Raw genomic sequence first — 22,237 nt, forward strand, 5'->3', positions numbered from 1 at the left:
AAAGATTGTCTTTTCGTTGTACCTTGTATTAAGTTTTTGAGGCATCTCAAATGGTTTGGCAGCGTCCGGACAATCGGCAACCCTATCAACTTCGTCCAGTTAATTTTGAAAAAGGTTTTACTCGTTTTGCTCCCGGTTCTGTGCTAGCAAAATGTGGTGATACTAAAGTCCTTTGTACTGTCAGCGTTAATGAAGGAGTTCCCAAGTTTCTTGCAAATACAGGGAAAGGTTGGTTGACAGCAGAGTATCGCATGCTACCTTCTGCAACTTCACAAAGACAAGCAAGGGAATTTTTAAAGCTATCTGGACGGACACAAGAAATTCAACGTTTGATTGGACGTAGTTTAAGAGCGGCGATTAATTTAGAAGCTTTAGGAGAGCGAACTTTAATAGTTGATGCAGATGTATTGCAAGCTGATGCAGGAACTAGAACCACAGCAATTACAGGTGGTTTTGTAGCATTAGCAGATGCAATTTCTTATTTGCTAAAACAAGGAATTTTAGAAAAATCTCCACTTGTCGGACAGGTCGCAGCAATATCTGTAGGTTTGTTGGAGGGAGAACCTTTTTTAGATCTCAATTATGAGGAAGATGTGGCTGCTAGCGTTGATTTTAACGTAGTCATGAACCAAAATTTGGGAATTATTGAAGTTCAGGGAACTGCTGAAGAAGGGTCTTTTAGTCGCAAACAATTAGGTGGACTTTTGGACTTTGCAGAAAAAGGTATTCAGCAATTATTAATTGCTCAGCAAGATGCTATCCCTGATTGGAATAACATTTATCAAGTTTAGTTTTTTAATTGGAATTAGTAATTGGAATTGGTAATTGGTAATTGGTAATGGGTAATGGGTAATGGGTAATTGGTAATGGGTAATGGGTAATGGGTAATGGCTAATTGGTGATTACCAAAACGGCTGTTGCTCTTTTTGCATTTCAATACACTGATGAATCTTCCTATTGCGATCGAGATAATATGCGTTCGAGATAATAATACCAAATCCGATTTTTAAAATCCCTTTATATTTTTTGGGATTTCCCCCCACACTTTCCACTCCCCCACACTTCTCTCTCTGATTCTAAAAGGGGTAATTAACCCGGACTTAGTATAATTTATTAATTTACTTCATCTCTATTTTTTTACCCTTGACTTAGAGTGTACTCTAAGTTGCAAACTAAGTTTTATGGATGCAGAATTGACCATTCAACAAGTTGCAGCCCTAACTCAACTGAGTACCTATACCTTGCGCTATTACGAGCAAATTGGGTTGCTAGATCGGATAAGCCGCGCTCCAAGCGGTCACCGTCGTTATTCTAAGCAGGATATCGCCTGGATAAATTTTCTTACCAAGCTCAGAGCTACAGGTATGTCGATTGTTAAAATGCAGCAATTTGCTAAACTTAGACGACAGGGAGATAGTACAATTCCTGAGCGAAGATTTTTGCTGGAAGTTCATCAGCAAGAGGTGCAAGAACAGTTGAATCGGCTCAATCAAAATTTAGCACTCATTCAAGACAAGATTAAACTCTACAAAAAAATGGAGTTGGATTATGACGACACAGGATCATCTGAAGAAAGCGGAAAAGAGCCGTTATGAGCGCGGTTGGGAAAAACTGTTAGAAATTGATGGTGATGCAGGAGAAAGTGTTATCAAAAGTCTGAAAAACATCGCACCCGATTTGGGACGCTACATAATTGAATTTGGATTTGGAGATGTTTACTCGCGATCGGGATTGGATTTACAGAAGAGAGAAATTGCGACAATTGCAGCATTAACAGCACTGGGTAATGCTCAACCCCAACTCAAAGTTCATATTAACGCTGCATTAAATGTCGGTTGTAGTCGCGAAGAAATTATTGAAGTAATTATCCAAATGGCTATTTATGCAGGTTTCCCCGCAGCATTAAACGCAATGTTTGTCGCCAAAGATGCTTTTTTCGAAAGAGATAGAAATAATATTACCTCTGCTTAATTATGCGGTAATGAAATTCTAACTACATCAACGCTTGTTGCATATGGATCCTAATTGCGATATATTTCTTTTATTCGGTATTATCGAATAAATATTGAGAACAAACTTCTTATCAATGCCATAAATATATTGGAGATCCATTATGTCATCAGTTGTACCAGTAGTAGATAATAAAGTTGCCTCGTTGTTCCAGCCCTGGGAACTAGGTGCAATCCGTTTGCAAAATCGAATTGTGATGGCACCTCTAACGCGAGGTAGAACTGGTGTTGAGAGAGTCCCCAATGACTTGATGTTAGAGTATTATACTCAACGTGTAGACGCAGGTTTGATTATTACGGAAGCAGCACAAATATCGGAACAAGGTATAGGTTGGATTGATACACCAGGAATTCATACCGCGGAGCAAGTGAAAGGCTGGCAAAAAATTACTGATGGAGTTCACAAGCAAGGTGGAAAAATTTTCTTGCAACTATGGCACACTGGTAGAGCTTCACATCCAGATTTTCAACCTGATGGTGCAATACCAGTTTCAGCCTCAGCAGTAAAGCCTGCGGGTGAAGTCCATGTTCCTGGAGGTAAAAAACCTTATGTAACTCCTCGTCCTCTGAAAACCGAAGAAATACCCTCAGTTGTACAGCAATATGTTGATGCAACAAAAAGAGCCCAAGAAGCTGGGTTTGATGGTGTAGAGATTCACGCAGCTAATGGTTACTTAATAGATCAATTTTTACGAGACTCTACTAATCAGAGAACAGATGCTTATGGTGGGAGTATTGAAAATCGTGCTCGATTTATGTTGGAAGTAACAGAAGCCGTAGTGGATGCTTGGAGTTCGGACAGAGTAGGTATTAGATTATCGCCAACAAACGCCTTTAATGATATAAGCGATCGCGACCCTATTGCCCTATTCACTTATGCGACCGAAGTGCTCAACCAATTCAATTTAGCTTATCTTCACGTTCTGGAAGCATTACCAGGTCACGTGTTAGCAAATGATATTGGAGAACGCGTAGCTCCTCATATGCGACGAGCATTTAAGGGTACATTTATGATTAACGGTGGTTATGATGCTCTCATGGGTGCTGAAGCGATTGACAATAGTAAAACAGACTTAGTCGCCTACGGCGTTCCTTTCATTGCAAATCCAGACCTAGTGGAACGCTTTCGCCGCAGTGCGCCGCTAAACCAGCCCGATCCTTCTACATTCTATAGTCCAGGTACTAAAGGTTATACAGATTATCCAGTGTTATCAGTTGTCAGTTAACAGTTATTATTTTATGGCTTACGCCATACCCTTACCGACTAGAACTCCTTATCCCCATATGCCGCTTGCGGCGGCGGCACGCAGTGCTTATGGGTAACGCCACGCTTCCGCTAACACCAGTCGCCAATCCCCCACTTTCCTTAAAAGTTTCAAAAAGTAAAGCACATACCATAATAATTTCGCTATCGTATTGCCAGAAGAGAAGTCGGCAATATAATGACAATAGCGATGAACAAAAAGATCGAAGTTTTATCAGACAAACCAGCATTAGTAAACAGAGCCCTGGAACTAATTTTGTCTAAGATAGAGCCAGCTATTCAACAAAGAGGTCAATTCACCATCGCCCTGTCTGGTGGTAGTACACCCAAGCCGTTGTACGAAGCGATCGCAAATCAAAAACTACCATGGGATAAAATTCATGTGTTTTGGGGAGATGAGAGATATGTTTCCCCAGAACATCAAGATAGCAATCAATTGATGGCTCGCCGTGCGTGGCTAGACAAAGTGGAAATAAGCGAAAGTAATATTCATCCAATGCCTACCGATGCAGCACAACCAAGTCAAGCAGCTGTAAAATATGAGGAACACTTACAAAAATTTTTCCAAGTATCTCCTKGAGAGTTTCCAGCTTTAGATGTTAATTTGTTAGGGATGGGCGACGATGCTCACACAGCTTCTTTATTTCCCCATACAGAAGCACTCGCAGTAAAAGATCGCCTAGTAACAGTAGGTAATAAAGATGGAAATTCTCGCCTCACCTTTACATACCCATTTATTAATGCTGCCAGGTGCGTAATTTTTTTAGTTGCTGGTGAAAATAAAAAACCGGCGTTAGCACAGGTCTTCGCTCCCCAAGCTGACTCGTCCACCTATCCGTCTCGCTTAATCCAACCCCAAGGCGAACTTTGGTGGTTATTCGATCAAGCAGCAGGCAGTGAAGTCGCCCACCAAAAATAGGGTTTGATCCGCGCAATTTAAGCGTAAAGTTTATTTTGTGAATATGAGTCATGCTAGCGTTTCCTGCAGGGTGTATTAGCCCATAGTTTTGCGAGCATAGCATGACCCTAATTGTTATGTTTGGAGTTATGAGTATCGAAAGCTAAAATTGCTCAATACTGTGCTTGCACAACTTTAAGATTAAGATGATGAATAAGGGCTTAATTCCATGATTGTCTGTCCAAATTGCAGCCATCCCAACCCAGATGGTGCAGTGCAATGCGAAGCTTGTTATACTCCTTTACCAATGACAACAAGTTGTCCTAACTGTGGAGCAACAGTTCAGGCTGATGCTTCCTTCTGTGGTCAATGTGGTTATAACCTTCGTTCGGCTGCTAGCGCTAATGCTGCACCCACAATTGCTCCCGATATTCCTCCTTTAGAAGTACCGCCTTTGGTATCTCCCGATCCAATTCCATCATCAGAGCCAATGGTGGTAACCACATCTAGCGATCCCCAATTTCCAGATCCTTCACCTTTACCGCCCACTGCAGTTGCAGCTCCTAACTCAAATCCAGAACCTTTTCCAGTTAATCCTGAAGAAGCTGCAGAGTCTTTATTGGACCCGATGTTTCTGGAACAAGAGGAAATCTCACCACCAGAACCTCCAAAGCCAGAACCTCCCGAAGCAGAAGCAGAAAGTTATAGTTCTGAGGTTCCTGACGATTCATTTCCACAAATTCCAGAAGGTAGTGTTCCTCCGCCAGTAATTAGTCCAGAAGTACCAGATTTTCAGGTAGAAGCACCATCTCCAGATCCAATTCAAGCACCACTATCATCCCCAGCACCTCCATCACCCGCACCAGCAGCAAGGACACAACTGCAACAGGTGTGTGGAAGATTAGTTCACTTGCAAAGCGATCGGGAAATCGAACTACCACAAAATCTTTCTGTAATTCATATTGGTAAGCCTAACGACCGTATTCCTCCGGATATTGATGTATCAGGTTTTCCTAATTCTGAGATTGTTTCGCGAATTCATTCAGATATTCGCGTTGAAGGAGATGCCTACTATATAGAAGATGTGGGTAGTTCCAATGGAACTTACATCAATAACTTACCCTTGTTACCAGGAAATCGGCACCGTCTCAGACCTGGCGATCGCGTAAGCTTGGGTAAAGGAGATTTAGTAACTTTCTTGTTCCAAATTTCCTAGCAAATTGTATTTTTAATTCTTGTCCCCAAAACAACTCTGGTTGAGAAATATATATTTTCTCCAGATGTTGAGGGGATTTGTTATTGGTAAGTCAGAAGTCAGGAGTCAGGAGTCAGGGGTCAGGAATTGGAAATTAACAATCAGGAATTAAAAGTGATAATTTACTCGGGAAAAATGTAGATTTAGTATCATAAACAACAAAATAACAAAATAACCTTATTAATCAATTCCGACACACAAAAAAACAAAAGTTAGGATAGAAAAAAGTTCACTATTATTAATTGGGTTAAAAATTAAAGGTTACCAACCCATGAAGGAATCAAAAAAATATTTAGAATATTTATATTCTAGTCAAGCTCCCAGTATTGTAAGTCGCATGGGATTTACTTGGCTGATTGCAGCAGCGTTTGTGACTATTATTTTGTGGCAAATACCTGCAGGAGACTACATTTTATACCCATTTTCAATTTTGGCAACCTGGTTCCATGAAATGGGTCATGGTTTGATGGCATTATTATTAGGGGGAAATTTTCAGCAGCTACAAATTTTTTCTAATGGTTCGGGTGTAGCAACTTACAGTTTAGCTAGATCGTTAGCACCGATTGGTCCATCACTAGTTGCAGCAGCAGGACCTATGGGACCACCAATTGCTGGTTCTGCTCTGATTTTGGCTTCCCGTAGTTTTAAAGCAGCTTCTTTAAGTTTAAAAATTTTAGGTGGATTTCTCATAATTTCAAGTCTTTTATGGGTAAGATCGCCTTTTGGTTTGATCGCAATACCCGTTTTGGGTTTAATTACTTTATTGGTTGGTTTGAAAGCACCTCGTTGGTTACAAGGCTTTGCAATTCAATTTTTGGGAGTCCAGGCTTGTATTAGTACATTTCACCAACTTGACTATTTATTTAGCTATTCCGCTGGGAATTTGGGACTTTCCGATACAGCACAAATTCAAAATAATTTGTTGTTACCTTATTGGTTCTGGGGAGGATTAATGGCGATCGCATCCTTCGCAATGCTGTTCCAAAGTTTGCGGATCGCCTATAGCAAAGGACAGTGAACAGGGAACAGTTAACAGTTCACAGAAACTGATAACTGTAGCCCGTAAGGGCGTGGCGTTAGCCATAAACTGACAACTGATTCACCCAAATGGTTGACCCCAATATTGCCAATTTTCCTTATTAAATGGGGGCTTCCATTTTTGAATTAAGGCTAATTCTAGTTCTTGTCTGGGTCGGGTTTTTTCTGGTGCGTCCCACCAAAAAGCTATGTTGACTGCTGTATTTAACTCATATTTGTAATGTAAATCTAGATACTTTTCAATGTAACGCTTACAATCGTGCGTCCCTTTCCATCTTTTATTTGATTTACAAGTTTCACCAATATAAAGCAGTAGATCGGTAGCCATATCTATAACGAAATAAAGACAAGCCTGACCGGGACTATCCGTTGGTAAACGATAAAATGACAGGGGTGATGGTTTGAGATTAAAAGGATCGATAATATCTGGATCTACATGTTTTGGAGATTCACAAAAAACCACAGCCGGTGAAAGTGCAAATAAACTTTCCTGCTTTACTGGTTGAGTTTTTTTAATCCTTTGTTGGTGGGAAAATATTCGCATTTTCCACTTACTTAAAGCAGCAACATCCATGGTTAAAACCGGTGGTTTGTTGCTGGAAATAGTATTAATCTCTGATTGTGAGAATAAGTCGAGCTGATTGGGTTTCAAGGCATTCCCATTGAATGCATCTTGGGAATGTTAGCATAAATGGGGATTGGGAATTGGGGACTGGCGTTCGGAGCGCACGCTCCGCGTACGAACAGGGATTGGCGACTGGGGACTGGCGATCGGGGACTAATAAATTAATTACTTCTTACTTCTTACTTCTTACTCCTGACTCCTGACTCCTGACTCCTTACTTCTTACTTCAGTTCAAAACATAATCGCGATCGCAGACAACCCGAAAGCCACAAGTATAACCAAAAATATCCGGTTTGCGTAAATCTCGAGCTGCAGAACGACACTTCTCAGGAGCAACATTCCACGAACCACCCCTTACCACTCGGAAAGAATCAGGTTTACTGATCCAAGGGCGACTATCAGTAGGAGCTTTTTCATAATTTGCATGCCAAGTATCTTGACACCACTCCCAAACATTACCGTGCATATCATATAACCCGAAAGCATTAGGCAGAAAACTTCCTACAGGTGTAGTTCCCTGAACATGCTTACTTCTGGGTCCAGAAGCATAAGTTTTAGTACTGTCATAATTGGCAAGCTTAGCATGAATTGTTTCACCGAAATGAAATGGTGTAGTCGTTCCGGCTCGACAAGCATATTCCCACTCAACTTCACTAGGTAAACGATAGGTTTTGCCGGTCATTTGAGTTAATTTTTCACAAAACTCAACTGCTTTGTGCCAATTCACTCTATCTACGGGTCGCCTTACTCCTTTAAAATCAGAGGGGTTTTCACCTATTATTTTTTTATATTGCTCTTGGGTAACTTGAAATTTACCCATGAAAAAAGGAGCGACCTTAACGTGATGTAGTGGTGCTTCATCATTTCTTCTTCCTTCCTCGGTTTGTGGTGAACCCATGCGAAATTCACCGCCGGGAATTTCCACCATCTCCAATATGAGACCATTTCCTAATTTTTCCGCGAAACACCTCGTACGAGCAGGACGACGATTAGTAACTTCTCCACGGCTATTAACTGTTACAACTTCAAAGTCAAAAGTCTCAAGATTAAATCCCTTATTATTTGCAGTCGGAGTTAGTTGAGGAAATGCTTTTGGGGGAATTTTTGCTGTAGATTCCTTGGGTTTGCTCGCAGTCTGAGCTACTTTCTTATTGCGTTCAGAATTTGCTCTGATGATGGTTTGTCCTCCAACCGCAAGCAAAAAACCACCTCCCGCTAAGCCGAGAACTTCCAGAGTTTTGCGACGCGAAAGATATTTCCCTTTCCCAGATAAAGGCAAGGAAGGTATTGATACTTGATGGTCGTTGAGGTCGGAGCTTAAAGCTTTTAATGCATCACGTGCAGAAGAATAACGTAGGCTATGATGACGCCGCACCATCGTGTTGATAATTTCTCCAAAGCGCCGACTAACTCTCGCTTGGTTTCGCCAAATAATTTCCCCTGTCTCGGGATTTTCTTCTAATTTAGAAGGCAAAATTCCAGTTAAAGCCTGAATTGCAGTCATCCCTAAGGCATATATATCACTTGCCAAACAGGGTCTACCCAAACTTTGTTCGCTGGACATATATCCTGGCGTTCCAATGATAACACTCGAAGCAACTTGACCTTGAGTGTCTACCAACAAACTTCCTATTTCTTTTACCGCGCCGAAATCTATTAGGAAAATTCTGCCATCAGCATTACGTACCAAATTTTGGGGTTTAATATCGCGATGAATGACTCCGTACCGATGAATAAAGGAAAGTACCTCCAAGACTTCTTTTAAGAATTTAATAACATAACCTTCACTTAGACGTCTTCCTGGAGATATTTCTTGACTTAAATTTTGTCCATCAATAAATTCTTGAACAATATAAAGACTTGGACCTTCTCGAAAATGATTTAGCAATTGAGGTATCTGAGGGTGCATCCCCAACTTGCTCAAGGTAGCTGCTTCCTTCTCAAAACAATCTACAACTTCAGGGTAAGCTTGATTAGGACGTAGTTGCTTGACTACGCATGAAGGATTATTTGGTTGCAAAATATCTCTTGCAACGTAAGTGATTGCAAAGCCTCCCCCACCTAATTTACGGGTAAGTTCATAGCGTCCTGCCAGTATAGTCACGGTTCAATCGAATGTTTCAGACCTTGGTTAGTTCAGAGTATAAATGTAGGTCTGAGACTCTGACAAGAAGATAAAATGAAGAACAGTAATTTTTATTTCATTAAATTTTATGTATTAAATTAATTTTCAATTAATATTCTCAAAGTAATGAAAATCATTATCGCTAATTAACTGCTTCTTAATATTTCTCTAATAGTTGCCACTATTTTTTCTGGTGGATTTGAAATATCTATTGTTGGGATATTAGAAGGTTCTTCCAAAACATCAAATTGATTTTTCAAAAGTCTTTCCGACATAAAATGATTTTCACGTTTTTGTAAGCGCTTTTGAATCAATTCAAAAGATCCTTTGAGGTAAATAAATTGGATATTTTCTCTGTCTATTAATAGCAACTGACGATAACTTTCTTTCAAAGCCGAACAAGCCATTATTATGTTTTGATTTTCCTGCAACCATTTTGCGATCGCATCTGCTATAGCTTGCAACCATGGCATTCGATCGCTATCCTCTAAAGGAATTGCAGCTTGCATTTTTTCAATATTTTTTGCTGAATGGAAATCGTCAGCGTCATAAAATTGCCAGTTGAGTGAGTCTGCGAGTTGTTTACCAATCGTAGTTTTACCAGAACCAGACACACCTATGAGGATTATTATCATGTGTATTAGGNGAGTGTGGGGAGTGTGGGGAGTGTGGGAAGTGTGGGGAGTGTGGGGAGTGTGGGGAGTGTGGGAGGAATGTAATACTCATTACCCATTACCAACTACCCATTACCCAACACATATTTATTTCAACAAAAAGCGTTTAACAAACATCACCGTAGAGTAAAACTGAAAGTCAACATTTTTCTTCTTACTAAAGCCATGTCCTTCGTCCTTCGCCATTAAATACCAAACAGGGACATCATTTTTTCTAACTGTCGCTACTATTTGCTCTGCTTCCTTCAAAGGAACACGGGGATCGTTTTTACCATGGATAACAAATAAAGGTACGGTTATTTTATCCGCATTATTTACGGGAGAAATATTCAGTAAAAATTCCCGCATTTTTGGATCCCGTTCGTCTCCATATTCCACCCGTCGCAAATCTCGTCGATAGCTTTCGGTGTTTTCCAGAAAGGTTACAAAATTAGAAATTCCAACAATATCGATCGCCGCACGAATTTTATTACTATATTTAGTTGCTACGGCTAAAGACATATAGCCACCGTAACTACCTCCGGTTACTAGGATCCGATTTTTGTCCAAATTCGGTTGAGTACCGATCCAATCTAACAACGCGCCAATGTCTTTTACTGAGTCTTCGCGCTTATAATCGTTATCCAACTTTAAAAAGGTTTTGCCATATCCAGCAGAACCGCGAACATTAGGAAATAAAACTGCAACTCCCAATTCATTGAGGTAGTAATTTAAACGCCCCAAAAATGTTGGTCGAAACTGTCCTTCGGGACCACCATGAATGTTAATTATTACCGGACGTTTACCTTTAAACTTGGCAGGAGGACGATATAGAAAGCCAGAGATGATTTTATCGTCGAAACTTTTCCAACGTACTAATTCTGCTTCAGGGAAATTTTCGGTGTTCAATCCCCCCGTTTCACTTTCTGTCCAACGTTCAACTTTATTATTAATAATATTCAAAGAATAAACATCTGCTGTTGAACGAGCTGAAACTAGTGTAAAACCTAAATCTTGGTTGTTACGGTGCCATCTTACACCATATATTTGCCCTACAGGTAATTTTGGTAGTGGTTTTTCCTTCCTTGTGGTGGTATCCAATATATGTAAAACCCCCGTACCATCTTCGTTGGTCACAAAGGCGAGATTCTTACCATCTTCCGAAAGGTCAAAATCTTCCACATCCCAAGGAATATCACTGGTTAAATAAGTATGCTCAAAAGTTGTGAGATTCAGATAAGCTAATCGAGAAAATTCTGAGTCGCGATCAGTTATGACATATAAACCTTTACCATCTTTAGCAAAGATCCCGCCATTGTAAGCAACCTTCTCTTTACCCTCTTTTTTGGCTGTAATTAAACTTTTGTCACCCGTACGAGTATCAAATAGCCACAAATAGCTTTCGTTAATCGAAACATACTCGAGCATCAAAAACTGAGAATCATCAGGAGACCAATTCAAACCAAACCAACCACCCCCATCCACCTCAGCTAGCAATTTATCGCTTTCAGGCTTTTGAGGTTGGATAATATATAGATCTCTATCCTTACCGGTGCGTCTGGTGGAAGAATAGATCATGCGATCCCCGCTATTAGACCAAACACCACGACTGTTTTTTGACTTTCCATCAGTCAGTAGTTTAATATCACCAGTTGCAAAATCATAGCGAAAGTTCTGGTTGAATTCATTACCTCCAATATCTTTACTGAAAACAAAATAATTACCTTTTGACGGTTGGAAAGTTGCACCACTAACCCTTTCTGAGAAAAAAGTTAGTTGTTTGCGAGCAGCCAAAGGGAATTCAACTAAATGAACCTGACGGGTATCGCCAAAGCGAGTTGATATTAGCATTTGCCGCTTGGTAGGATGCCAACTAGCAATACTCGCAGACCTAAACTGGGTATAACGTTCGACTGTATCCACTAGCGAAACTGGAATTGGGGGGAGACCTTCAACAACAAGATTGTCTCCAGGAGTAATCGTAGGCTGTTGTGCAGAAACCATGAGAACAGGTAGCAAAAATACTGCGAGCAGGGTAGCAAAAAATCTTGAGAAAAAATGCATCTCATCATTATGCCAAATAGGAAATAAAATTGAGCAGTTTATAGCATATATTGTCCGTAGTGCTGATAGCTATTAGTTGTTTCAAGAGTATTCATTTCTAAAAGGATTGAGGACAAAAAATCCCCCATAAACGGTTTGTGTGAGCGTGCTGCAACTATAAACAACTGATAAGATACTCATTATAGATAAGGAAGCATCGGATCGTGGCTAACAGCAAAATTATTATTTTTGATTGTGATAGTACCCTAAGCAGTATCGAAGGAATTGATGAATTAGCACGAACTGCAGGTGATGATGTTAGTCAGCAAATTGTCCAGATGACCAATGAGGCAATGGGAGGTAAGATCCCCATTGAAAGTGTTTTTGCAAAACGTTTAGAAATTATTAAACCTTCACGAGATGCTGTTGCAAAAACCGGCGAACTTTATGTTCAAATGGTTGAACCTAATGCAAAACAAGTAATTGCAACTCTCAAGCAAAAGGGATGGACGCCATTTATTTTAAGTGCTGGATACGTACAAGCGATCGCACCTTTAGCCAAATATCTTGGTGTTGAATCGTCGATTGAAGCTGTTGAATTATTCTTTAACGAAGACGGTAGTTACCGAGATTTTGATCGCGATTATCCTACAACTCGAAATGGAGGGAAATTAGAAGTCGTAGAAAAATTACGTCATAAATTTGCGCCAGAAAAAATAATTATGGTAGGTGATGGTGTCAGCGATTTGGAAACCAAGCCAGGAGTGGATCTTTTTGTTGGATTTGGGCGTTACGCTGTAAGAGAAAAAGTGCAAGCCGAAGCTAGTTGCTATATATATGATTTTAATGAACTCTTATCATATGTTTTTTAAGCCCCATCACACCTGCAGCACAGTTAAAGTGGGGAACGGCTAAAAAAGCAACACTATAAACATACTTTTAGACTTTAAAGATGCTGTATCAGATCTGCAAAACCATAGATACTGACAACAAGTAATAAAACTGCTGTAATTTGTGTAATCAGGGTCCGGGGCGACGGTGACATCACTTCTCGCACTAAAATTGATAAAGATGCTCCAACTACAAAGCTCAGACCTAAGATTAAAAATGCCTCTTTTCCAGGGAAAAGTGTAGAAATTGCCAGCATAATAATCGCCAAGGATAACATCAAAAGTTCAACAAACCTAGGCGGATTGTGCTGGCTGGATAAAATTACAGCATTTAACCAAAAGCGCCAAAATCTCATGAATAATGGGGATTGGGGATTGGGTAGTGAGTAATGAGTAATGAGTAATGTTAGCGTAGCGGGGCGCGACCTAGCGTAAGCGTACTGTAAGTATTGCGCACAGTAATGAGTAATGGGTGTAGTTACTGCATTGTTGGTATCTGACAACTAAAAGTTAATTTCTAGCTCCAACTTTTCTACTGGTACCATTACTTTGATTTACATCTTCTGGGAGTTCTACCCCGAATACCCGAGCAAATGCTTTTTCAACTTTATAACCAGAATCAATTGACTCGAGGGGGTCTTTCCGGAGTCGGTGACGCAAACACAAGGTAATAACTCTACGAATGTCATCAACTGTTACTTCCTTGCGAGCTTCAAAAGCTGTCAAAGCTTTAGCTGCACGATTAGTAACAATATCGCCACGCAAACCATCCACATCTAATTCCGAACAAACCTCAGAAATCTTCACCCGTAGTTCGTAATCGAGGTTTACTGAGGATAAATTTTCCTGTGCTGTGACAATGCGCTTTTGTAGTTCTTCTTGTTCTGAGTGATATTTTTCCAGAAAACTAGGAGGATTTTGGTCAAATTCTGAACGCTGTTCGACGATTTGTACCCTTAATGCTGGTTCTTTAACAGTATGAATTTCAGCATGCATCCCAAAACGGTCAAGTAATTGGGGACGCAATTCCCCTTCTTCTGGGTTACCGGAACCTACTAAAACAAAACGTGCGGGGTGACGAATGGAAATACCTTCCCGTTCTACTGTATTCCAACCACTTGCAGCCGAATCTAATAATACATCAACTAGGTGGTCGTCAAGTAAGTTAACTTCATCCACGTAAAGAATACCCCGGTTAGCTTTTGCCAAAAGTCCGGGTTCAAATGCTTTAACACCTTCAGATAAAGCTTTTTCAATATCAATTGTGCCGCAAACCCGGTCTTCAGTTGCACCCAAAGGTAAATCTACCATTTGCACTTTTGCTCGGGTTACTTCTGGATCAACCCCTTGCTCTACTTGCTCGCGGACTCCATCGCTCATCAATTCTGGATCTTGAGGATCCGAATTGAAAGGGTCGTTTGCAACCACGGCAATTTCTGGTAATAAATCAGCTAAAGCCCTGATTGTTGTTGATTTTCCAGTACCGCGATCGCCCATGATCATCACGCCACCGATTTTGGGGTCGATCGTGTTCAATATCAGAGCCAGTTTCATTTCTTCCTGACCCACAATTGCTGTAAATGGAAATACTACACGACCTTTCATTGCCGAAGTTTGAGCAGTAGGACTCACTAAATTAACCTTAACCTTATCTATATTTTTTTCTTAGTGTCTTATTATTGTGCCACAATTGTCGTTTTTAAAATTTTTCATATATCTAGAGATAGTAAGCGTGCAAATTATGGGATGCTGTTTTTTGATGTTCGGATAAAGTACCTCTACAGTCTTACAGATGAACGCACAAACCCCACCCCAAAGAATTTTAATTGTGGAAGACGATCCAGTCATGCAGTTAGGTTTGGAGCAGTTCTTTGAGGAATCTTCCCAATACCAAATTGTAGGGATAGCAGCAGATGGTTACCTGGGTGTAGAAACTGCAATAAAACTTCAGCCCGATTTAGTGATTATGGATCTTGGTCTTCCCAGATTGGATGGAATTGCGGCAACACAACAAATAAAGACTAATCTATCAACAGTCAGGGTTGTAATATTAACTTCCCATAATGATGAAACGGAAATGATTGCTGCTCTTGCTAGTGGTGCTGATGCTTGTTGTATCAAAGGTACCAGTTTGGAGCAATTATTGATCGCAATAAATGCTGCTGAGGTTGGTGCAACATATCTGGATCCCCAAATAGCTCGTAAAGTTATTGATAATCTTAAACCGCCTGTGTCCCATAACAATATAAGTGAGCTTTCCAATCGAGAACTAGAAGTTCTAACACTTATAGTTGAAGGTCGAACTAATCCAGAAATTGCAACACAACTGTATATAAGTTTGAGTACTGTGAAAACTCATATCCGCAGTATTATGAACAAACTTGCTGTTAACGATCGCGTCCAAGCTGCTGTTGTAGCTTTACGTAAAGGATTAATTTGATATTTAACGCCCATTACTTATTACTGTGCGCTGTAGACACTAAAGTGTCTCACTTTGTGAACGCGCCCCGCTTACGCTAACATTACTTATTACTCATTACTTGTTACTTATTACTTATTACTCATTACTCATTACTTATTACTTATTACTCATTACTTATTACTTATTACTTATTACTCATTACTTATTACTCAATAATCGGTAGGGTAAACCAAAATGTTGAACCTATTCCCGGTTGACTTTGGACCCCAATATTTCCACCATGAGCGATAATAACTTGTCTGCACACATATAACCCTAAACCTAAACCAGGCATAAAACGAGCATTTTCGCCTCGCGTGTAAAGTTCAAATATTCGCTTACATTGGTTTTGAGTTATACCTACACCATTATCTCGAACTCGACAAAGAATTTTTTCTCCTTGAGGATTTGCATCTATTGTTAAGGTGATTTCGTAAGGATTATGTTTTAGAGCATTGCTAATCAAATTGCTGAATACTCGACTCAACTGGGTGGGGTCAGCACAAATTAAAGGTAAATTATCGCTTAATAAGTTATGAACAGTGGTATTGTTTTCTCTAATAAACGGTTCTAAATCATAAAGAACTGAATTTACCACAGTACTAACTTTTATTGGTTCGCAATGGAGTTTCACACCCTGCACCTCCAAGGTGTAAGCTTCCCGCAAAGATTGAATTAGATTGATTTGGCGGGAGTTACCCTCTAGCAAACGTTTGAGAATTTTTGAACTGACAATTACTTCTGAATCGGACTTTTTGAGCAAGTTTTGAAATACAATTGCGTTACCCATCAATGGGGTACATAGGTCATGGGAAATAGCATGTAGAAAAATTCGTAATTCTCGGCGCGATTCAAACTCATTACGTTGCAAGCGATCGTAGGAATATACACCCAAGTCACAGATAAAGCAGAACCAAAATATGAACAATATAAGTTCTACAGTGATAAGTGGATAGCTCCGGTATAAGTTGGTAAAACCAAGTACGGAATTGACGCCTATATAGTAGCCCAGTAGAAGTAATTGAGATAGGAGATGCAGTCGCCAGCGTACAGGCATAATAGTTGCTTGTGCAGTGAATGTTAAACCCCAACCACCAAGATTGAGTATTGCAACACCACAGAAAGTCCCAATTATTTGTTGGATCAGTGTTAATGAGAAGAATACGCACAAAAAAAGTGCGCCTGGATATTTGCGACCAAATTTGGTTTTGTGAAATTTTAGACAAACCAGTAAAAAAAATCCCATAACCAAGTTTTCTATCACCAAAAGATGTTTTAACTCTTGGGGATAAAATTCAGTTTGATTCAGATAGAAAATACGGTAACAATCTAAGACAAAGCTACAGAAGATGACAGGAAATGCTACCCAAAAGCACAGACCAAGACGTCGCCATAGAAATTGATTTCGCCAAGCTATGTAGTCTGCGGAGTCATTAGAATAAATTAATTGCTTAAATCGCTGGGAAATTTGGCGAAAGAGCCAACTGAAAATAGCTTTACCTGTTAACAATAACTTACTGGCGAGGGATGCCATAAGGCAAAAATAGTAGGTTGCTCAAAAATTCACTGTTCAATTCTGAGCAGTGGAGTATTTTTAGGGGTTTAGCTCGAAATTAACATTAATAGCCATCTGAAAATATCGTCCGGTCGGTCATTTTATCTGGTCTTTTTGGTTTCTCCACTCGGTTGATGTGTAGCCGGAGCACCTAATTGTAAATTGACTGAGGGTGAACCAATAACCCAAACAAACAAAATAGTTAAAGCCTGTGGTTCAGTTCTAAAAATTTTGCTCCTTGCGACCCTCCTTTTTTAGGAGGGCTTACTTGAACTAATCCTATTGAAGTTAACAGCTTCAAGAAACTGTCATACAAGTAATGTCATGCAAGTAAATAGAGGAAAGAAAATATGAACTTATTGTGGAAGATTTCTGTTAGGGCAACTTTAGCATCAATGTTGATGGTCAGTATAGCAGGAACAGTTCAAGTTATACCGATTGCTTTGAGTATGGAAAACATAAATATCAAAGTCAATGGAAAAATATCTAATAGTATTTTTAATTTATCGAAGAAAAGATTTGTAGCCCTAATTGATAATGAGAATGAAGGGGAGCAAACTTGGAAAAATTGGAAACAAAAAAAGCAAGAATTAAAAGAACGAAGACAAGGTCGAAAGAAAGGACGAAAACGTAAAAGAATCAGTGCAGAATTAGCCCAAAAATTACAAGTCACACTAGACCAAGTAGTTGAAGATAATCAACTTCCTGGTGCAACTGTGGGAATAGTCACCCCTCAAGGGATGTGGTTCGGAGCAAGCGGTGTTTCTAACCTAGAAACAAAAGAACCGATGCGAGTAAATGACATATTTGGTGTTGGTAGTGTTACCAAGATATTTACAGCTGTGACAGTACTAAAGTTGGTAGAGGAAGGAATACTAAGTCTGGACGATACCCTGGAAAAATGGCTTCCTGAAGTCGCAAGTAAAATAACTGACGGTAAAACTATTACGATTCGCCAACTCCTAAACGGTACAGCTGGCGTTTACAATTACCCAGATGATGAAAAATTCCTAGCAGATTATATTGCCGAAACTCAAAAGCAATTTGCTACTGGTGAAGTTAAACGTTGGCGTCCGGAAGAATTACTTGAATATGTTTACGGTAAACCGCGCTTTCAGGGAGGGGGATGTATTGGTGGTAAATGGTGTTATACCAATACAAGCAGTGTTTTAGCTGGGATGATTGTGGAAAAAGCCACAGGTTCATCTTTCGCCAGAGTTCTCCGCGATAAAGTTCTCAATCCCCTGCGGCTCAAACATACATTTTTTAGTGGAGATGAGGACATTGTCGGTAGACAGGCTCGTGGTTATCAAGATTTATTTAAAGCTGATGGGAGTTTTGGTCAAGATGGTATCCCCGACGATCTCACCGAAGCTAATTTTTCAGCATATTGGGCAAATGGCGCGCTGTTCTCCAATGCGAAAGACTTAACAAGGTTCATGCTGGCGCTTTCTGGAGATAAGTTACTCGAGCCAGAATCCCTGAACCAAATGCTGACCTTTATAGATATAAGTCAGTTCGGTTTAGGTACAGAGTCCAGGGAATTCCCTTGGGGAAAAGCTTGGGGTAAGGGTGGTGACCACCCTGGATATCAAGCTTATGCTCTACACTTCCCTGATAGTGGCATCACTATTGTTACTTTAGTGAATCGACAATATGAGATTGAAAATCCAGAAAAACAGTTCACAGCGCTAACACCTGCTGTATACACTGCTATTCTCAATACTTTGCAAGCAGAAATTCAAGAAAATAGCTCCCAATAACTAATTTTGCGATATCCCCACAGCCAAATAATCATTACTCCTAAACCACTTACTGCAACTACTATGTTGGGATAAAAAACCATTAAAGTTTCGCTAGTTTCCAAGATGTGATCGCAGTTTTCAGTGGAGAAGTTTTAGCAATTCCCGCTGCTGCATATGCAGCTAAACATACTGGAGGTGTAACATTAGAATCCTAGGAAAGCCAAAAAATAATTAAGTGAGCTAACTGTCCTCCAACGGAAGCCGCTGTTTCCACTCCTGCGGCAAAATCGGCTTTGAAACCAGTCCATTTCATCATTGGAATAGTAATCTAACCAGTAGAAACCGTATTAGGGATAGTCCTAAAAAAATCACAATGGCGATCGCATCTAATCTGCAAAATCATCCATTGTGATTTAAAAGTAATAAAAATTACTAGTCATCCCCGTTCCTAGTTACAAACAAACTTTAAGAGATAGGATGTTCCACTTCTCCAGGAACTTCCCCATCTTCTCCTAGTTGTTTGTAAGGTGGTTTTTGATGGGGTGGGCTGAAACTTTCTCGCAGAGAAACAATAATGATGTACAAAACCGGTACAACAAACAAACTTAAGAAAGTAGCAACAAACATACCACCGAACACCGCATTACCAAGAGATTGACGGCTAGGAGCACCCGCACCCGTTGCAATCATCAGGGGGAAAATTCCTAATAGCGTAGAAAAAGCAGTCATTAAAATTGGTCGCAAACGTTCCTGGGATGCTTCCAGTGCTGCTTTAACTATGGGAAGTCCTTGTTCTTCCCGTAATTGATTGGCAAATTCAACAATCAAAATAGCATTCTTGGAAGCCAAACCAATTAACATCACCAAACCAACTTGACAAAATATATCGTTGGGTACGCCTCTAAGTGACTGTGCAGATAATGCTCCCAAAATAGCTAAAGGTACCGAGAGCATAATAATTAACGGGTCCACATAATTTTCATATTGGGCTGCTAGGACCAAAAATACGAATACTAGACCCAAACCAAAAATTAAAGGTGCTTGTCCGCCAGATTCTTTTTCCTCAGCAGAAATACCCGACCACTCAAAACCCATGGAAGCTGGTAATACTTGATTTGCCAATCTTTCCATTGTATTCATTGCTTCTCCCGAACTGAATCCCGGAGCTGCTGAACCGTTTATTTCAATTGACCGGAATAGGTTGTAGTGGTTAATTGTTTGCGCTCCCGTGGTCTGCTTGATTCTCACCAAATTACTCAAAGGAATCATTTGGTTAGTTGCAGAACGGACATATAGCTTTCCTATGTCCTCAGGATTGGAACGATGTTTTGCATCTGCTTGGACATATACCCGATAAGTACGTTGTCCGAGGTTAAAGTCGTTGACGTATCGAGAACCTAAATATGATTGCAGGGTATTAAATATATCACTAATCGATACTTGTAATGCTTTAGCTCTATTGCGATCAACTTCAACCTCTAATTGAGGCATATTCGCTGCATAAGTACTGAGTACACCCTGTAATTCCGGCTGCTGATTACTTTCCCCGATTAGCTGGTCTTTTACTTCCAGCATTCTAGGTAAACCAGTAGTTCCCCTCCGGTCTTGTAACTGAAACTGAAAACCACTAAAGTTACCCAAACCTGGAATCGCTGGCGGATTAAATGGGAAAACATTCGCATCGGTAATGCTAAAAAACTTTGGCATTAATCGACCCATAATTTCTTGGGCTGATTGTCCTTCACCGGTACGTTCGCTCCAAGGTTTGAGTGTTGTCCAAATGACCCCTGTGTTTGCAGTTGCACCGCTAAAACTAAAACCACCAACAGCAAATGTACCAACAACTTCAGGTAATTTAAGAATTTCTTCTTCCACCTCCAGCATTACCTTGCTGGTGTAGTTGAGTGAAACTCCTTCCTTTGCTTGAATTACGGTAATAAAATAACCTTGGTCTTCATCAGGAACGAATGCAGTAGGTACTGTATTATACAGCCAAGCTGTAATCCCTAACAAACTAACAAAAACTGCCAAAACAACAAATCTAAGTCTAGCAATCTTATTGAGAGCCCAACGGTAATTTTTGCGCAACCCATCGAGGAACCAATTAACTCGACCAAAAACCCAACCAAGCAATCCTCGTGGTTTTGGTTTCTTTCTTAACAGCAACGCTGAAAGAGTAGGCGTCAAGGTCAGAGCGAGAAATGTGGATATGGTAATTGAAAAGGCTATTGTCAAAGCAAATTGACGATAGATTTGACCCGTTGAACCAGGAAAGAACGCAACGGGAACAAATACAGCCATCAATACTAATGAAGTTGCAATCACAGCCCCAGATAGCGATCGCATGGCGCTAGAAGCAGCTGACTGAGCTGACATTCCCTTCTCTTGAACCAAACGAGAGATATCTTCTACAACAACAATCGCATCATCAACAACCATCCCGGTTGCTAATGTCAGACCAAATAAAGTTAAAGTATTGATGGAAAAACCAAAGGCTTTAACAAAGCCAAATGTTCCAATTAAAGCCAAAGGAATGGTAATAACGGGAATAATAGCCGTCCGCCAATCTTGTAGGAAAATAAAAATTACTAGAACTACGAGAAAAATCGCTAATAACAGTGTTTTTACGACTTCTAATAAGGATGCTTCAATAAACATGGTGACATCAAATGCCACCTGATATTTCATCCCGGGTGGAAAATCTTGAGCCATTTCAGCCATGGCTTTTTTTACGGCTCTAGCGACTTCTAGGGCATTACTTCCTGGAGTTTGTAATACACCAATACCTATACCATCTTTAGCTCTGAAACGAAGAAAAGTATTATAGTTTTCTGCACCCAGTTCCGCCCTACCGACATCTTTAAGCCTGATCAGCGAACCATCAGCCCCTGTCCTAATAACAATATTTTCAAACTCAGACGGATCTTCTAAACGACCAGAAACCCGTATATCTTTAATATACATCTGGTCCTCTGGAGCAGGCTGTTGACCAATTTGTCCCGCACCGACCTGGAGGTTTTGCTCGTTAATTGCATTGACCACATCTTGAGCCGTCAGATTACGACTTGCAAGGCGATTTGGATCGAGCCACAGACGCATTGCATAGCGCCGTTCGCCAAAAACCTGTGCGTTACTGACACCCTCTATCTTTTTCAGGTTGTCTGTTATATATAAATCTGCATAGTTACTAAGAAATACATTATCAAACTCTTTATTGTCACTATATAGCCCTATTCCCAAGACAAAGTTACTTGACTGTTTACTGACGGTAACGCCTGTTCTTTGTACCGATTCAGGTAGTTGGGGTTCAGCAAGAGATACTCGATTTTGAACGTCGACCGCAGCAATATCTTTATCTCTTGAGGGGTCAAATGTGACTGTAATAGTGCTTGTACCATCATTAGTACTGGAAGAGGTCATATATTTCAGACCTTCAACGCCATTAATTTGACGTTCTATGACGGTAGTTACTGTTTTTTCTACAACTTCAGCACTAGCACCTACATAGTTAGCAAGTACTTGAACTTGGGTTGGACTAATCTCTGGATATCTGTCTGTAGGGAGAGTCGGAATACTGATAGCCCCTATCAGCAGAATAATAATCGCGCAAACACTGCTAAACACAGGGCGCTTAATAAAAAAGTCAGCGAACATAGGTGTTAAGGAATTGGGGATT

The 22,237-nt window shown here is 40.2% G+C and carries 20 protein-coding genes; 10 read left to right on the plus strand and 10 right to left on the minus strand.

Annotated elements, in window-relative coordinates; genetic code table 11:
• Window positions 1-50: 50 nt before the first annotated feature.
• Entirely contained in the window at window positions 51-791 is a 741-nt protein-coding gene (gene rph / locus BC008_RS38240) for a ribonuclease PH (protein WP_027845874.1), read from the plus strand.
• A 14-nt stretch (window positions 792-805) separates the two neighbouring features.
• On the opposite strand, the gene BC008_RS52355 is transcribed toward rph, so the two are convergent.
• Entirely contained in the window at window positions 806-937 is a 132-nt protein-coding gene (locus BC008_RS52355; RefSeq protein ID WP_268768278.1) for a hypothetical protein, read from the minus strand.
• A gap of 244 nt (window positions 938-1,181) precedes the next feature.
• On the opposite strand from BC008_RS52355, the gene BC008_RS38245 reads away from it, so the two are divergent.
• The 6 genes from BC008_RS38245 (at window position 1,182) to BC008_RS38270 (ending at window position 6,444) form a co-directional block, all read left to right on the plus strand.
• Window positions 1,182-1,595 carry a MerR family transcriptional regulator gene (locus BC008_RS38245; RefSeq protein ID WP_036268658.1) on the plus strand — a complete coding sequence of 138 codons (414 nt, stop codon included), beginning with the start codon at window positions 1,182-1,184 and terminating at the stop codon, window positions 1,593-1,595.
• On the plus strand, window positions 1,549-1,971 hold the full coding sequence (locus BC008_RS38250) for a carboxymuconolactone decarboxylase family protein (protein ID WP_058184516.1): 423 nt from the start codon (window positions 1,549-1,551) through the stop codon (window positions 1,969-1,971). The genes BC008_RS38245 and BC008_RS38250 overlap by 47 nt, the downstream gene beginning before the upstream one ends.
• Window positions 1,972-2,113: 142 nt before the next feature.
• A complete protein-coding gene (locus tag BC008_RS38255) occupies window positions 2,114-3,235 on the plus strand; it encodes an alkene reductase (protein ID WP_058184515.1) in 1,122 nt (373 codons plus the stop codon).
• 228 nt (window positions 3,236-3,463) lie between these two features.
• Window positions 3,464-4,192, plus strand: coding sequence for a 6-phosphogluconolactonase (pgl, locus tag BC008_RS38260; protein ID WP_058184537.1), 729 nt, complete (start codon window positions 3,464-3,466; stop codon window positions 4,190-4,192).
• Between the two features lie 208 nt (window positions 4,193-4,400).
• Window positions 4,401-5,387 carry an FHA domain-containing protein gene (locus tag BC008_RS38265; RefSeq protein ID WP_058184513.1) on the plus strand — a complete coding sequence of 329 codons (987 nt, stop codon included), beginning with the start codon at window positions 4,401-4,403 and terminating at the stop codon, window positions 5,385-5,387.
• 310 nt (window positions 5,388-5,697) lie between these two features.
• Window positions 5,698-6,444, plus strand: a complete 747-nt coding sequence (locus BC008_RS38270; RefSeq protein ID WP_027843781.1) for a M50 family metallopeptidase — start codon at window positions 5,698-5,700, stop codon at window positions 6,442-6,444.
• Window positions 6,445-6,525: 81 nt separating this feature from the next.
• Here the strand turns inward: BC008_RS38270 and BC008_RS38275 are convergent, their stop codons facing one another.
• The 4 genes from BC008_RS38275 to BC008_RS38290 all read right to left on the minus strand — a co-directional run bounded on the left by BC008_RS38275 (window position 6,526) and on the right by BC008_RS38290 (window position 11,931).
• Window positions 6,526-7,116, minus strand: a complete 591-nt coding sequence (locus BC008_RS38275) for a hypothetical protein (RefSeq protein WP_027843782.1) — start codon at window positions 7,114-7,116, stop codon at window positions 6,526-6,528.
• 199 nt (window positions 7,117-7,315) lie between these two features.
• Window positions 7,316-9,193, minus strand: coding sequence for a bifunctional serine/threonine-protein kinase/formylglycine-generating enzyme family protein (locus BC008_RS38280; protein ID WP_027843783.1), 1,878 nt, complete (start codon window positions 9,191-9,193; stop codon window positions 7,316-7,318).
• Window positions 9,194-9,360: 167 nt separating this feature from the next.
• Window positions 9,361-9,849, minus strand: a complete 489-nt coding sequence (locus BC008_RS38285) for a gluconokinase (protein ID WP_027843784.1) — start codon at window positions 9,847-9,849, stop codon at window positions 9,361-9,363.
• Window positions 9,850-9,975: 126 nt separating this feature from the next.
• Complete coding sequence (locus tag BC008_RS38290) at window positions 9,976-11,931, minus strand: S9 family peptidase (protein ID WP_027843785.1); 1,956 nt, start codon at window positions 11,929-11,931, stop codon at window positions 9,976-9,978.
• A 203-nt stretch (window positions 11,932-12,134) separates the two neighbouring features.
• Here BC008_RS38290 and BC008_RS38295 point away from each other — a divergent pair, with 203 nt between their 5' ends.
• Window positions 12,135-12,782 carry an HAD-IB family phosphatase gene (locus tag BC008_RS38295; protein ID WP_027843786.1) on the plus strand — a complete coding sequence of 216 codons (648 nt, stop codon included), beginning with the start codon at window positions 12,135-12,137 and terminating at the stop codon, window positions 12,780-12,782.
• Window positions 12,783-12,856: 74 nt separating this feature from the next.
• On the opposite strand, the gene BC008_RS38300 is transcribed toward BC008_RS38295, so the two are convergent.
• Window positions 12,857-13,156: a hypothetical protein gene (locus tag BC008_RS38300; protein WP_058184511.1), complete on the minus strand. Its 300-nt coding sequence runs from the start codon at window positions 13,154-13,156 to the stop codon at window positions 12,857-12,859.
• Between the two features lie 154 nt (window positions 13,157-13,310).
• On the minus strand, window positions 13,311-14,432 hold the full coding sequence (gene bchI / locus BC008_RS38305) for a magnesium chelatase ATPase subunit I (protein ID WP_027843787.1): 1,122 nt from the start codon (window positions 14,430-14,432) through the stop codon (window positions 13,311-13,313).
• A 160-nt stretch (window positions 14,433-14,592) separates the two neighbouring features.
• On the opposite strand from bchI, the gene BC008_RS38310 reads away from it, so the two are divergent.
• Window positions 14,593-15,240: a response regulator gene (locus tag BC008_RS38310; RefSeq protein WP_027843788.1), complete on the plus strand. Its 648-nt coding sequence runs from the start codon at window positions 14,593-14,595 to the stop codon at window positions 15,238-15,240.
• 187 nt (window positions 15,241-15,427) lie between these two features.
• Here the strand turns inward: BC008_RS38310 and BC008_RS38315 are convergent, their stop codons facing one another.
• Window positions 15,428-16,795 carry a sensor histidine kinase gene (locus tag BC008_RS38315; RefSeq protein WP_058184508.1) on the minus strand — a complete coding sequence of 456 codons (1,368 nt, stop codon included), beginning with the start codon at window positions 16,793-16,795 and terminating at the stop codon, window positions 15,428-15,430.
• Window positions 16,796-17,166: 371 nt separating this feature from the next.
• Between BC008_RS38315 and BC008_RS38320 the strand changes: the two genes are divergently transcribed.
• A complete protein-coding gene (locus tag BC008_RS38320; RefSeq protein ID WP_058184506.1) occupies window positions 17,167-18,579 on the plus strand; it encodes a serine hydrolase domain-containing protein in 1,413 nt (470 codons plus the stop codon).
• Between the two features lie 193 nt (window positions 18,580-18,772).
• On the opposite strand, the gene BC008_RS50900 is transcribed toward BC008_RS38320, so the two are convergent.
• Both BC008_RS50900 and BC008_RS38325 read right to left on the minus strand, forming a co-directional pair.
• Window positions 18,773-18,877: a hypothetical protein gene (locus tag BC008_RS50900; protein WP_201026220.1), complete on the minus strand. Its 105-nt coding sequence runs from the start codon at window positions 18,875-18,877 to the stop codon at window positions 18,773-18,775.
• Between the two features lie 149 nt (window positions 18,878-19,026).
• A complete protein-coding gene (locus BC008_RS38325; RefSeq protein ID WP_027843789.1) occupies window positions 19,027-22,215 on the minus strand; it encodes an efflux RND transporter permease subunit in 3,189 nt (1,062 codons plus the stop codon).
• Window positions 22,216-22,237: the final 22 nt, after the last annotated feature.

Origin of the sequence: Mastigocoleus testarum BC008 (genome assembly GCF_001456025.1) — a bacterium.
In the GTDB taxonomy this organism is placed as follows: Bacteria; Cyanobacteriota; Cyanobacteriia; order Cyanobacteriales; family Nostocaceae; genus Mastigocoleus; species Mastigocoleus testarum.

Coding starts and splice junctions, on each gene's coding strand:
- BC008_RS38270 (WP_027843781.1), top strand. CDS start 5,698: ATGAAGGAATCAAAAAAATATTTAGAATATTTATATTCTAGTCAAGCT.
- BC008_RS38325 (WP_027843789.1), bottom strand. CDS start 22,215: ATGTTCGCTGACTTTTTTATTAAGCGCCCTGTGTTTAGCAGTGTTTGC.
- BC008_RS38250 (WP_058184516.1), top strand. CDS start 1,549: ATGACGACACAGGATCATCTGAAGAAAGCGGAAAAGAGCCGTTATGAG.
- BC008_RS38310 (WP_027843788.1), top strand. CDS start 14,593: ATGAACGCACAAACCCCACCCCAAAGAATTTTAATTGTGGAAGACGAT.
- BC008_RS38320 (WP_058184506.1), top strand. CDS start 17,167: ATGAACTTATTGTGGAAGATTTCTGTTAGGGCAACTTTAGCATCAATG.
- BC008_RS38255 (WP_058184515.1), top strand. CDS start 2,114: ATGTCATCAGTTGTACCAGTAGTAGATAATAAAGTTGCCTCGTTGTTC.
- BC008_RS38265 (WP_058184513.1), top strand. CDS start 4,401: ATGATTGTCTGTCCAAATTGCAGCCATCCCAACCCAGATGGTGCAGTG.
- BC008_RS38300 (WP_058184511.1), bottom strand. CDS start 13,156: ATGAGATTTTGGCGCTTTTGGTTAAATGCTGTAATTTTATCCAGCCAG.
- BC008_RS50900 (WP_201026220.1), bottom strand. CDS start 18,877: ATGATGAAATGGACTGGTTTCAAAGCCGATTTTGCCGCAGGAGTGGAA.
- BC008_RS38315 (WP_058184508.1), bottom strand. CDS start 16,795: ATGGCATCCCTCGCCAGTAAGTTATTGTTAACAGGTAAAGCTATTTTC.
- BC008_RS38290 (WP_027843785.1), bottom strand. CDS start 11,931: ATGCATTTTTTCTCAAGATTTTTTGCTACCCTGCTCGCAGTATTTTTG.
- rph (WP_027845874.1), top strand. CDS start 51: ATGGTTTGGCAGCGTCCGGACAATCGGCAACCCTATCAACTTCGTCCA.
- BC008_RS38285 (WP_027843784.1), bottom strand. CDS start 9,849: ATGATAATAATCCTCATAGGTGTGTCTGGTTCTGGTAAAACTACGATT.
- BC008_RS38245 (WP_036268658.1), top strand. CDS start 1,182: ATGGATGCAGAATTGACCATTCAACAAGTTGCAGCCCTAACTCAACTG.